We start from the raw sequence: 13037 nt of genomic DNA, 5'->3' as shown, positions 1-13037 counted from the left end.
CATGAGCAATACGAGAATAAGGCAAAAATTTGCGAAAAAGCGGAGTTTACACGGAGTAAATGAGCATTTTTCGCGAATTTTTAACGCAATTATCGTGCCGCGTACTAACCGTGCAAAGGTCTCATTCAAACAGGCATCATAAGCTTAATTAAGCCTTATACCAAACCACAAGTCTAGCAGGCCGTTGAAAAACTATCTGCGTTGCCGCTGCGGTGTTAAAAACAGCGTGACCTGGTCAGCGGTGTCCGTAGATGTTCAACCCGCGCTGGCTGATGCGAGCAATGACTCGCCCGGGACTGAAGGCGGTTCTTTTGCGCATTGATGAATGCCATGAAAAAATCGCTGATGCCCGGAATGGGGAACCAGCGATTTTTAAGTAGATGAGTAGAATCGAATCGGGTAGCAGTAAATTCTTACACCGGTTCAATCCAGCCCATTAGAACGGAAAGGTCCATTCTTTGGTCCAGTCACTGCCGGCATCTTTAAACGCACCGACATAGTCAACCACGGTAAAGAACGCATCGCTAACTGCGGATCCACTCGTGGTCAATGGCGATCCAGCGGCCGGCAAGTAACCGTTTAACAAAGGATTACTGGCTTGATTGCCGGATTGCACGGCAAACCAATCCGCGGTCGTGAAAGTTTTTCCTTCGCCATCGGAGAAATCGCTGGTGCAATTCACAAAAGAATTCTCAATGGTTAAATTGCCGCTCAAACCGCTGACCGATCCGGCATTGTTGTAGGTTGAAGCGCCATCGATTCTCACGCAAGATGAAAAACCGCCGGCTATTACAGAATTGTGAATATTGGCGCCAGTGCCACGGCGCAGCAACACCCCTTGAACCGCGCTGCCGTTACGGCCAATGATGGTCATATTGGACAGAACCGGTTGTGTGCGCGGCGCGCTGTCGTGGTTGACTTCATTGTTATCCGCTTCAATGCCGCGATCGCCCGAATCCGCCGCTTGCTTGATCAGCACGAATTGCGCACGCCCTTTCCAGCCTTGTGTCCAATCCAAAGAATCGTCACGAATATCGGTCAGAACGAGATATTTCATTTGCGCGGTACCGCCAAATACTTCGATACCGTCGTCCAAGCCGGCATGGACATGAATATGACTGATGATGGTGCCGGAACCGACGCCGTTCAACGTCAACCCGTTCAACTCCTCATCCGGACGGACTTGCGCGCCGGCAAACAGGATCTGCACGTATTTGAGGACACCGCTGCTATCGTTCGGATTGTTGCCGCCGAATTTCTCGGTCGTGATCGCTTCGAAAGGAATCTCACAAAGCGCCACACCGGCGTTACAACCATTCACCGGCGCATTACCGGCGATTACCAGACCCGCCCATTCGCCGGGTTCTTGTTGCAACGGCCCTGACATTACGATCGGATTATCCGGCGTGCCTTCCGCCATGATTTTGGAGCCGCGGCGGATCCACAAATAATCCGCGCCGCTTTGTCCGAAAATTTGAGTGCCTGGATTAATGGTCAGTGTCGCGTTTTGCACTTTATCGCCGCCGACATACACCCCGCCCGATAAAATCCATTGAATATTTTTGGTCAAAGTTACATTGGACGTGATCGTGCCGCTCAGAATACAAGACCCTGCAACCGGACCGTTGGTCGAGAAACTTGGGCAACCTTGGAAAGCGTTACTGACGACTTGATCCAGCGAAAAGCGCAACGGATTGGATCCGGGCACCAATTTCAATTTCACATAAAAGTCATCCGCGCCGACCAGTACCGAAGGAATATGCACCGCCGCTGTATCAGAATCAAATACGTTACGCTGCCCGGTGGCCGCCCCGATCGGAGCCGCCGAAACCAATTGCAGTTCGCTGCCGCTTAATTGTAATTGCGCGCTATAGAATGCCGATGACCCGCCGCTCAACACTTCCACGACCGGAAGTTCGACCAGGCCGGTTGACGGATTGTAAGTCGCGGTCGCTGCGTGACCGTTGATGGCGAGGCCGCCCAGCAGCAATGCTGTCACTGCGGTTAATCGTTTTGTTACCTGCTTTATTTCAAACATGATGTACCACCTTTGTGCGTTAATTGTAATAAGGTGGCAACAATCTAACAGTCAAACATTACCGGAATATGACATTTGCATGTCACCCGACCCGCTCAGAAGCGCGACCAATGATCGGCAACGATTTGACCGTTCTCGATCACGAAGCGATAGTTGTAATCGTCGATTCTATAGAACCATACTTCGCGTTTGATATAGGCAATTCCGCCAAAAGCCCGGGTTTGAATCATCCCTAGATCGGTTTTTTGATGCGGCTCGCCCATATTGACGATCAGCTTGTCGGCCAAATCGCCTTTGGAAATAATATTGCCGTTTGGCGCGCGGAAACCGCATAACAGTAAAACCGCGATAACGATAATAACAAGCTTTTTCATGATGAACCCCTTGTTGATTGACGATGTTGTTGAACAGCCGTTGCGTCATGGCTGCAAACAACATAGTCCGGGCCCAATTAATACACGCTGAACCAACAAGGAAGCCCGTTATTCACAGAGGATTGTGTTCGTATCTCCGGGAGAAGCATCGAACATTCCTCTTTACTGGTTAACTTCGATCAGAAACGGCAGGCCGTAATCGCCATAAAACCGCCAATAAACTGCCGATCAGCGAATGCATCACCGCCGATACCGCGCCCGCCACCGGCGCCAAGGGCAACATCGGAAATGCTTGCTTAGCCAGCACGATCGATAAACCGGAATTTTGCATACCGACTTCAACTGCAATCGTGCGAGCGCTGCGTACCGGGCAGCCTAAAAATTTTGCGAAATGGTAGCCGATTAAAAAGCCGCCGCCATGCAGCATCAGCGTTGCCAGCAGCAAGTCGGCGCCATGAACCAAAATAGACTCAGCGTTGGCGGCAAATACAATAGCGCAGATAACGCACACGCCAAAGACCGACAGCAGCGGCGCGACCGGCAGCACGCATTGCACCAGCCCCGGCAGCCAGCGGTTCAACAACAACCCCAGCGCGATCGGCACGATCACGACTTGGATGGTTTGCTTGAACAGCATCCAGGTATCGACCGGCACCAATGCACCCGCGAACAATTGCGTCAGCAGCGGCGTCAATACTACCGCAGCCAGTGTGGAACAGACCGTCATCACCACCGACAGCGCAACATCCGCTTTGGCGATGTACGACACCAAATTCGAAGCCGTCCCGCCGGGACAACAACCCACCAGAATCAAACCAACCGCAAAATAATCCGGCAGTTCCAGTAAATAAGCGATTCCCCAAGCGAGCAGCGGCATGATGGAAAACTGCGCGGCAAAACCGATTGCCACCGCTCTCGGCATGCGGACAACACCGCGGAAGTCGTTGATAGTAAGCGTCAATCCCATGCACAGCATGACAAAACCCAGAATCAGCACCACGATGACGCCTTGATTCGTAAACGTCCACCATGCCGGCCAAATCAACGCTGTCGCACAGATCAGAATCATCCAAAGCGGGAACAACAATGTCAGTTTTTGCAGCATATCAAACAGGCTCCCGCAGAAAACCGGCAGTGATCCAGCGTTCACCGCCAAGCAGACAAGCGCGGCTAAAAAAGTTTTTTGAAAAAACAAACGTTAACGGTTCGTTAAGATACACCATAAAAAGCTCGACTGATTCGTTGGATTGTTGTCCGATCGGTGAAGATGTTACCAATAATCGCGGATTGTGCAGGTTATTCGCTATCCTGAAAAGTGGGCAGGCGCGATTAACGCCGAAAATAAACGCCGATGCACATCGCTGATGCTGTTACTGCATGGACAATTCACACCGCACTCGTTTGTTTCTCATTACTACCTGCTAGCAGCGCCGCAATCAACTTCGATGTAAGAAAATTACTATAAGAGATCGCTGATTTTCATTTATTCAATATTTTGTTAATTTGTTAAGTATTCGCTGTTGGCTACCCGGCCAATAGGAATTCCCACTAAAGAAAGGGCGGCAACCATGAGTGGAAACATCAAGATCCTGATTGTGGAAGATGAAAAAATTGTTGCGCTGGACTTGAAGAGACGGCTGACCAAACTAGGCTATCAAGTTACCGGCATGGCCGCCAGCGGTGAAAAAGCATTGGCGCTGGTCGATCAGGAACTTCCCAATATTGTGCTGATGGATATTCATATCCAAGGAGACATGGACGGCATTGAGGTCGCCAGCCAATTACAAAAAATTCATAGCATTCCAATCATTTATTTGACGGCTTATTCCGAGGAAAAAACCGTAACCCGCGCAAAAACAACCAAACCTTACGGCTATTTACTCAAACCTTTTTCCGACCGGGAATTACACATCATCATCCAGGTCAGCATCGAGCGCTTTGAAAACGATTTTCAATTGAAAAAGAGTGAAGAGCATTTCCGTCTTGCATTGGAAGCCGCGCGATTAGGAACTTGGGAAGTCAAAAATTCGCACGAAATTTTTATGAGCAAGAGACCTAATGGAAATATCGAGCCGATATCAAACTGGCAAGATTTCTTTTTCACGATTGATGACAGCGATAAACAAAGGGTAGTCGATTTCATCGACAAGCTACGCAACAAAAAAGGCTCAGCAGGCGAAATTGAGTTTCGCGTTCATGCGGATAGCAATAAAACCCTCTGGTATAAGCTGTACGGCAAGGCATTTGCAACCAGCGATGCGGCAGTAAGCCAGATTGTCGGCGTCTTGCAAGAAACGACTGAAAGCCGGCTTACCAAAGACCGGCTGGCGCAGGCGGCAACCGTGTTCAGGTACGCTGCGGAAGGTATCGTGATACTGAACAAGAGTCGTCAATTCAGTTGCGCCAACGACGCCTTTTACAGCATTACTCAATTTAAGCCGCATCACCTCAAAAACAAAGAATTACCGTTCTTGACCAATCATGCCTTGGGTGATAGTCAGTATGAGGAGATTTGGCAACATGTCGATCGGCATGACCACTGGTGCGGTGAGATCTCGACTTTCAAACGAAGTAAGGAAACGATGTATGCCTGGTTAACCATCGGACTCATCCCGGCAAAAGTCAACGAAGAGCAACAGTATGTGGTCATGATTTCGGACATCACGGTTATTCGCGAAGCCCAGGAACAACTATCGTCTTTGGCTTACTACGATAGCCTGACCAAGCTTCCAAACCGGATGTTGATCATGGACCGGTTGCAGCTGGCGCTCACAAAGGCAACACGCGATGCTTCGATGCTCGGTGTGTTGTTCATCGATCTCGATAATTTCAAGCGAGTCAATGACACCCTGGGTCATGCCCACGGTGATTCGGTGCTTTGCTCCGCCGCCCATCGCATGGCCGCGGTCTTGCGGCAGAGCGATACCCTGGGCAGATTGGGAGGTGATGAGTTTATCGTGATCGCGCCGAGTGTCGAGTCGAACGAAGCGCTGATAAAAGTCGCTGAAAAGCTCCTCGACTGCTTATCGCAACCGGTTGTTATCAACAACATGGAAATCGTGCTGTCGTGCAGCATCGGCATCAGCGTTTATCCGGATCATTCGAAACATCACGACGATCTGGTGCAAATGTCCGATACTGCAATGTATGAGGCCAAAAATAAAGGCCGCAACAATTATGCTTTTTATCACCCGTCGCTGACGCAGAAAGCAGTTCATTATTTAACCCGGGAAAGAGAATTGCATCATGCGCTGATTAAAAATGAGTTTGTGCTGCACTATCAGCCGCAGTTCTCTTTTTCGCAGCGGCGCATCACCGGCGTCGAAGCTTTGATCCGCTGGCAGCACCCCGTCAAAGGCTTGTTGTCTCCTGCTGAAATCATTCCAGTCGCCGAAACCAGCCGGTTGATTGTCGAAATCGGTAATTGGATTCTGGTGGAAGCTTGCAAACAACTCCGGCAATGGCACGCCAAAGGTCTCAACGATCTTCGCATTGCCGTGAATATTTCGATCCGCCAATTGGCAGATAAGCATTTGCAACAGTTGATCGCGGATTTATTAGAACAGCACGAAATACCGGCGCACTTGTTGGAACTGGAAGTTACGGAATCCTGCTTGCAGAACGAAATAATTTATATCTCGAATCTGGAGCAACTGGAAAACCTGGGCATACCGATATCCATCGACGACTTCGGCACCGGCTATTCCTGTTTGAGTTCGCTGAAGAATCTGCCAATACGGCGATTGAAAATCGATCAAAGTTTTGTCAAAGGCATCCCGCATGACAGCAACGATTGCGCCATTGCCGCTGCAATTCTGGCGATGGCTCAGAAACTCAATCTGCAAGTGACTGCGGAAGGAATCGAAACATACGATCAAGCCTTTTTTCTCGGCAATCTTGGGTGCCATGAGTTGCAAGGTTACTTGCTCAGTAAACCGGTTCCCGCAGAACAGATTCCCTATTTGATCCGCAAACTTCCAGATCGGATCGATGCTTTTAATTTCTAACATTAACCCTTCAGAAACAGTGAGCTAAAATGCCATCAACCCGATTCGGAAACTTCAGCAATACCGGGGAAATCATGCTTCTCGCCGTGGAAGCATCACCCAACGGTATGATTATGACCGATTCCGGCGGCAAGATTGTCATGGTGAATTCCGCAACGGAAAAGCTGTTTGGTTATACACGGCAGGAGTTGATCGGTCATTCAGTGGAGAAGCTGATTCCCGAACGTCTCCGTCACAATCATCCGGATTACCGGCAAGCGTATCTCAACGAATCGCAGACGCGTGCGATGGGTCACGGCAGAGATCTCTACGGCTTGCATAAAAATGGCCAAGAGTTTCCGATCGAAGTCGGATTGAATCCGGTTAAAACCGAGCGGGACGGTACGTTTGTGCTGGCGGCGATCGTCGACATTACCGATCGCAAGCATGCTGAAGAAATGATATTGCTGGCGGTCGAGGCTTCTCCGAACGGCATGGTCATGACCGATCAACAGGGAAAAATCATCTTGGTTAATTCCACCACGGAAGAACTTTTCGGCTATAAGCGGCAGGAATTACTCGGGCAATCGATCGAAATCTTGATTCCTGTCGCACACCGCGCACATCACCCTGAATTACGAAGTGAATACCTGAAAAACCCCAGCGCACGGGCCATGGGTCACGGCCGTGATTTGTACGGTTTAGATAAAAACGGCAAGGAATTTCCGGTTGAGGTCGGTCTCAATCCGATTCAAACACCCAGAGGAAGGATGGTGCTCGCATCGGTCATCGATATCACTGAACGCAAGCAACAGGAAGCACTGCTCAAGTCAGCGCTCAAGGAAAAAGAAATATTGCTGTCGGAAATTCATCACCGGGTCAAAAACAACCTGCAAATTATCGACAGCTTGCTCGGCATGCAGTCTGAAAAGTTACCGGACGAAACAACCGTATCCGTTCTGAAAGAAAGTCAAAACCGGGTAAAATCAATGGCCTTGATCCACCAGATTCTATACGAGTCGCTCGACTTCTCTCGCATCGATTTTTCCAGTTTCATCCAATTACTGACAGACAATTTGTCGATTTCGTATGCATTGGATGCTGAAAAAACCGCCATAGCGATCAATGCCGATCAGGTTCATTTACCGATTGATATCAGTATTCCGCTTGCGTTGATTTTGAACGAACTTTGCACCAATGCGATGAAATATGCGTTTCCCTGCGACCGCAAAGGAAAAATCAAAATCTACCTGAAGCTGCAAACGCCCGGACAACTGCTGGTAAGCGTGAGCGACAACGGGGTTGGCATTCCCCGCGATTTGGATATTGAAAACACGACATCGCTGGGTCTGCAACTGGTTCAACTGCTCAGCGAGCAGATTTCGGCGGAACTGACAATTCACCGCAAGAAACCGACCTGTTTCACACTCAAGGTCCCCTTGCAGCAGTAACCGTTATTCAAAATAAGGAAAAGGTCGTTCCCGCTTTTTCCTGATCAATACGCCAAACGCACGCTCAAGTTGAAGAAACGTCCGCGGCGGAACTGGCGGCTGATTTCGTCGCCTTGCATGATGAGCACGTCATCGTCCAACAGATTCTGCATCGTCAATTGACCGGATAGCCGTTTGTACAAATGCTGGCTGATCACAAAATCGAGCTGATGAAACGGTTGTTCGTATTTATCCGGCGTTCCCAGCAATCCCGCGGATACGATGCGCTTGCTGGCGACGTTGTAGAGCAGCGTGGCTTGCGTTTTGGTTGCCGGATTGTCATAACCGAATTGGAAATTGACGATGTGCGACGAGTGACCTTGCAACGGCCGCTCGGGGGTCGACAACGAAGCCAGATTTTCCTGGCTTAATTTGACATTCGATTTCGACCAGGTGTAATTGCCGCCGACGTAAAAATTCTGCAGCAACGGATGCACATCGTCGAGTTTTTTCAGCAACTCAAGTTCAAAACCATAGAGATTGGCTTTGTCGGTATTCTGATAAGTATTGAGCACGCCGGAACCAACCTGCGTCACCAGTTCGATCGGGTTGGTCAAATCTTTCCAGAAGAAACCGGCAAAGATATTTTCGCTCGGCGACAAATAATATTCCCAGCGCGCATCCCAATTGGTAATGCTGGTCTGCTTCAAGTTCGGATTGCCGATGACTTCCTGATTGATATTCATATCGGTGAACGGCGCCACGGATAATTCACGGAAATCCGGACGCGACAAGGATTGACTGAACCCGGCGCGCAGCTGCTGCTTATCCGAAATAAACAGGGTTGTAGTTATCGAAGGCAGCATGTCGATACGATTGAGTCCCGCCACCGTCGGGGTCAACGCGTTACCCGAACCGGTGAAAGTATTGACCTTTTGATTGTTATCCTCCCAGCGCAAACCGCCCGAAATATTCAGACGGTCGTAGAACGTCCAATCCAGTTTACCGTAATACGACAGCAAGCTTTGCGAAGCATTGTAGCTGTCGCTGGCGCGCGTGCCTTCGCGCAACTGAAATCCGTTCGGACCGATATAGTTGCGATTGAGGATACTTTCCAGCGACGATTGCCCGAGTATCGCATTATTTCTCCCATCGGGTCCGGCCGGATAAAAATTGAAACTGCGGATTTCCGAATCCCGGGTTTTTTGTTGCGTAATCATCCCGCCGATCAACGCGATTTTATGGTTGTAGTTCGGTTCCAGCGGCAACTTGCCATCGACGCGCCAGCTTTGATCACGATCGACCAGATTCGAATACATGGTGCGGTTACTGTCGATTTGCCGCGAGAATGAAAACCGTCCGCCACCGCCGGTATCGTCGAAGCGGTAATCGCGCGTCTTCGGCTCCACGCGGTTCGCGGTGGCATCAGTGAACAACCAATTCAGCGTGAAATCTTTCAGCCAGTCGGCGCGATGCTCGCCGCCAACCTGCGTCATCAATAATTCATTCGAGAAGAACTTCAATTTGCTGCGGCGGATATCGAACGTTTCGGCATCGGTAAAACCTTGGTCGATCCGGGCTTCATCGAACATTTGCCGCAAAAACATGGTTCTTGCGAACAGCTTGTGGGTATCGCGGAACTGCAATTCGGTGCCGCCGTAAGCCGTTACATGCACCTCGCGGAGCGATCGCTTCACATCGAAATCGGTTTTCTTGACCAGTTCGCCGTCGGTAATGGCAAATTCGCGGTTAATCTCATTTTGATTGCGGAATTCCTGCTTCCAGCCCAACGCGCCGATATAGCCGACGGTAAAATCACCAAACGTAAACCGGTCGCCCATCGAAGCTTGCATCCCGGTATCCGGTCCGCGCGTGCGCTTATTGATATTCCAAACGCCGGATAAATCCTCGCCGAACCGCTCGATTTGCGCCGGCGTAGCGCCACGCGGATTAAACGGTGTCTGTTGCTGCAGCGGACGCCCGTCCGCTGTCGCATCCGCAATCGAATCGGGCAGCGCCCGCGCGCCGTCATCAAAGCTGGTGAAATCGAGACCGCCGCCTTTGTACGTCAAACCATCCTGGAAAGTGGTGTTGTCATTGACGCCCGCTTGCAAATTGAGGTTAAAAAAGAACGCATCGGGAATGCCACGTGTACGCATCTCCAAAGTACCGCCGGCAAATTCCGCGGGCCGGTCGGGCGAATAGGATTTTTGCACCATTACGCTTTCGAGGATATTAGTCGGAAATAAATCCAGCGGCACCACGCGCCGGGTCGGATCGGGACTGGGTATCGCCGCGCCGTTGACCAAGGTGGTTGAAAAACGCTCACCCAAACCGCGAATGAAAATATACTGCCCGCCGACCAGCGTCAATCCGGATGCGCGCCGCAGCGCACTGGCGACATCGCCATCGCCACTGCGGCTGAACTGCTCCGCGCCGAGTACCGTCGCCACCGATGTCGCGGTGCGTTGTTCTTCCATGATCGAAGCGATAGTACCGGCCAGATGCGGCTCCAGCACCACGTATTCGGCTAACTCCACGCCAGCCGGCGTTAATTTAAAGCTCAATTCGGTGGTTTGACTATCAGCGATTTGAACACCGTCTTGTGTTTGGCTGCTGTAGGCGCTATGCAGCAACGACACGCTATAGCTTCCGGCCGGAACGGTCGCGGTCACGCGCCCCTGATCGTCGGTTCTAAGTTTTTCTTTCAATCCGCTCAGAAATACTTGCACATCCTTGAGCGGCTTCTGCGTTTCCACCGACAGCACTTGCACCGAAATCACGCCTTCGCCCTGATCACGCGCAACAGTACCTGCGGCATCGGTACCGGCCAGCGTACCGGCTGCCGAGCTCTCGATATTGAGCAGCGGCTTTTTTTTGCCGGCATAAAAGGTAACCAGAATCTGCGCATTTTCAGCGGCGCTTAACGGCATATCAAATGTGAATTGCTGGCCATCGGTTGTCTGGATCGTAAATTGATATTGCCCCGGCGGTAATTTTCCCGCCAGACTGCCGCTGTCATTGGTTTTGAGCGGCGCATCGCCAGGGGGTTTCCAGGCATAGGAAGAAGGCGTTGACTCGAATATCAAAATGGCGCTGGATTTCTCGAAAGATTCGCTGGTAATCAGCAACTCCGCATCGGCGACCGGCAAACCGTTTTGAAACAAATGTAGCGAGAATTCCGCTTTTTCTTCATTTCCCCAGGCTGAACCATTGAATAAAACAGCCAGGAGCAAACAACATATCCGGAAAATTTTTATTAATTTTGTATTCATTCGGCGTAATCAGCACTCTCTCCAACTTCACTGCATCGCGGATGGAGATAAAATTTTATTTTTTAAATGTTGCAAACGTATTGCAGTTGGTTATGGCGGGATGAGGACCTATTGCTTCAGGTGCACTGCCAAGGCTCGGTTTTGCAGACTTCCATCAACCGGCGCAATTCGGTCGCTTTGCGAAACAATTCAGCATCCTTGAGATGATCGAGATGTTTGTTGACTTCGGCAAAACGCCGCGTCGAAAACAACGCGTATGCCAACGCATAGCGGACGCTTTGATCTTCCAATAGGCCGGTGCGGTACAAGCTACTTTCCATATTGGCGGCACGCTCGAATTGCTTCAGCGCCAGCAAGATCGATAACCGCTGTTTAAGCTTCACCTTCTGATCCAGAATACTTTCATTCAACGTTAGCGCTTTATGAAGCCGTCCGGCCCGCCGGTAAATTTCCGCCGCTTCCGATTGCAAGGCTGGATTGAGCAACGCCGCTTGTTCCAGAATAAACGCTGCGGAATTCAATTGCCCCTGATCCAAATAAGTGTGCGCCAGCAGTTTTGCGACCAGTTCGTCATCCGGGTATTGCAGCCGGGCAATTTCAAGAATATTGATCGCTTCCTGAAATTCGCCGCTCAAGCGCAAGGCATTGCCGAAAGCCACGTAATCAGCCGCACTGGCTTTGGAGCGCCGCAAGAAGTCCCGGCCCAGTTGGACGGCTTCCTGATAGAGTCCCAGCTCGACCAGATAAAACACCTTGCGTTTCAGAAAGCGAAAATCGGATGGAAATGCCCGCTGACCATCATTCAAAGCTCTGATCGCCGCATCCGGCTGCTGCAAATGCCAGTGCGATTCCGCTTTCAAACTGATCAGCATCGCGTCTTTATTGACTAAATCACCCGCCTTGCCAATCGCATTCACGGTGTTGCGGTAATCTTTCAGTCCAAAATGCGCTTGCGCCAGATAGATGAAAATCGAGCGATCCTGCTGCCCGTTCTTGATCGCTTGCTGCAAGCTGTCTCTGGCTGCTTCGAGGTCGTTCAACCCCAGATACGCCAATCCTTGCAAGGTATAAAACCGCGCCAGATCGGTTTTCTTGTTAGCGAGATCGACGCTTTGCAAAGCCAGCAACGCTCGGTCGTGATGGCCATCCCTCAGCATCACTGCGGCCAGTTCGATGAAATCGGACGATGCCGCTTTGTTATCCGCTGCCTGCACCGCGTGCGTATAACAACTCAATGCAATCGCAATATAAATCAGGCAATGCAAGTGCCAGAACGGCCGGTTTTTCATAGGGATTTATCAGGACAAATCAAAGCGGATTTTTTGTTTGGCCCATACGCGAACGTTATCGCCTTTGTATTTGGCCGGTTCGAAATGCCAGGCGCGGATGCCTTGCAGCGCCGCGGCGTCAAAAATGCCGGATGGACTGGATTCCAGAACCTGCACCTGATTGATGGAGCCATCCGCTTCAACCAATACCGACAGCAACACATAACCCTTGACACCGTTCTTCTTGGCCGCTGGCGGATATTTAAACGATCCTCGCGCAATCGGCTTCGGTGGAACATCCACCAAATCGGCGGTCATCACGACATTGCCGGTTTTGCCAAGCAAGCCATCGTCAACATCCCGCGAACCGCCGTCCAAACCCAGCGACCCCAAGTCAATACCCGACAACGCGGTATCCAATCCCTTGAACGGTGCAGGCGCTTGCGGACGGGAAACCTGTTTCTTGGGTTCCACTTTCTTGATTTCTTTTTTCGGTTCTTGCTTGATTTCCCGGGTCATGGCGATTTCCGTCACTTCCTGCGGCGGCGTGCGTTCGATTTTTCCCATATAGTGATTGAGAATCACGATCAACGCGAACACCATCGTCACCCCGAAAAACATTGATACCACCCCTGCTGCATGCTTTTTCATTGTCATCGTACTCAT

At 50.6% G+C, this 13037-nt stretch carries 8 protein-coding genes; 2 read left to right on the top strand and 6 right to left on the bottom strand.

The genetic code is table 11. The features are described from left to right. Window positions 1-436: 436 nt before the first annotated feature. The 3 genes from RBH92_RS11945 to RBH92_RS11935 all read right to left on the bottom strand — a co-directional run bounded on the left by RBH92_RS11945 (window position 437) and on the right by RBH92_RS11935 (window position 3562). Window positions 437-2038, bottom strand: a complete 1602-nt coding sequence (locus RBH92_RS11945) for a hypothetical protein (protein ID WP_307932248.1) — start codon at window positions 2036-2038, stop codon at window positions 437-439. Between the two features lie 95 nt (window positions 2039-2133). Then, window positions 2134-2412 carry a hypothetical protein gene (locus RBH92_RS11940; RefSeq protein WP_307932247.1) on the bottom strand — a complete coding sequence of 93 codons (279 nt, stop codon included), beginning with the start codon at window positions 2410-2412 and terminating at the stop codon, window positions 2134-2136. Between the two features lie 169 nt (window positions 2413-2581). Beyond that, entirely contained in the window at window positions 2582-3562 is a 981-nt protein-coding gene (locus RBH92_RS11935) for a bile acid:sodium symporter family protein (RefSeq protein ID WP_307932246.1), read from the bottom strand. 418 nt (window positions 3563-3980) lie between these two features. Here RBH92_RS11935 and RBH92_RS11930 point away from each other — a divergent pair, with 418 nt between their 5' ends. Both RBH92_RS11930 and RBH92_RS11925 read left to right on the top strand, forming a co-directional pair. Beyond that, window positions 3981-6419, top strand: coding sequence for a two-component system response regulator (locus tag RBH92_RS11930; protein ID WP_307932245.1), 2439 nt, complete (start codon window positions 3981-3983; stop codon window positions 6417-6419). Window positions 6420-6448: 29 nt separating this feature from the next. After that, entirely contained in the window at window positions 6449-7849 is a 1401-nt protein-coding gene (locus RBH92_RS11925; RefSeq protein WP_307932244.1) for a PAS domain S-box protein, read from the top strand. A 44-nt stretch (window positions 7850-7893) separates the two neighbouring features. Here RBH92_RS11925 and RBH92_RS11920 read toward each other — a convergent pair whose 3' ends face one another. The 3 genes from RBH92_RS11920 to RBH92_RS11910 all read right to left on the bottom strand — a co-directional run bounded on the left by RBH92_RS11920 (window position 7894) and on the right by RBH92_RS11910 (window position 13037). Further along, window positions 7894-11064, bottom strand: coding sequence for a TonB-dependent receptor domain-containing protein (locus tag RBH92_RS11920; protein ID WP_307932243.1), 3171 nt, complete (start codon window positions 11062-11064; stop codon window positions 7894-7896). 155 nt (window positions 11065-11219) lie between these two features. After that, window positions 11220-12392 (bottom strand): tetratricopeptide repeat protein, encoded by a 1173-nt coding sequence (locus tag RBH92_RS11915; protein WP_307932242.1) that lies wholly within the window; start codon window positions 12390-12392, stop codon window positions 11220-11222. 9 nt (window positions 12393-12401) lie between these two features. Next, entirely contained in the window at window positions 12402-13037 is a 636-nt protein-coding gene (locus tag RBH92_RS11910) for an energy transducer TonB (protein WP_307932241.1), read from the bottom strand.

The organism is Nitrosomonas sp. sh817 (assembly GCF_030908545.1).
Classification (GTDB): domain Bacteria; phylum Pseudomonadota; class Gammaproteobacteria; order Burkholderiales; family Nitrosomonadaceae; genus Nitrosomonas.
Note: the sequence above shows the minus strand (reverse complement) of the source record. Positions and strands in the feature narration are given on the sequence as shown.

Coding starts and splice junctions, on each gene's coding strand:
- RBH92_RS11915 (WP_307932242.1), bottom strand. CDS start 12,392: ATGAAAAACCGGCCGTTCTGGCACTTGCATTGCCTGATTTATATTGCG.
- RBH92_RS11910 (WP_307932241.1), bottom strand. CDS start 13,037: ATGAGTACGATGACAATGAAAAAGCATGCAGCAGGGGTGGTATCAATG.
- RBH92_RS11925 (WP_307932244.1), top strand. CDS start 6,449: ATGCCATCAACCCGATTCGGAAACTTCAGCAATACCGGGGAAATCATG.
- RBH92_RS11945 (WP_307932248.1), bottom strand. CDS start 2,038: ATGTTTGAAATAAAGCAGGTAACAAAACGATTAACCGCAGTGACAGCA.
- RBH92_RS11940 (WP_307932247.1), bottom strand. CDS start 2,412: ATGAAAAAGCTTGTTATTATCGTTATCGCGGTTTTACTGTTATGCGGT.
- RBH92_RS11930 (WP_307932245.1), top strand. CDS start 3,981: ATGAGTGGAAACATCAAGATCCTGATTGTGGAAGATGAAAAAATTGTT.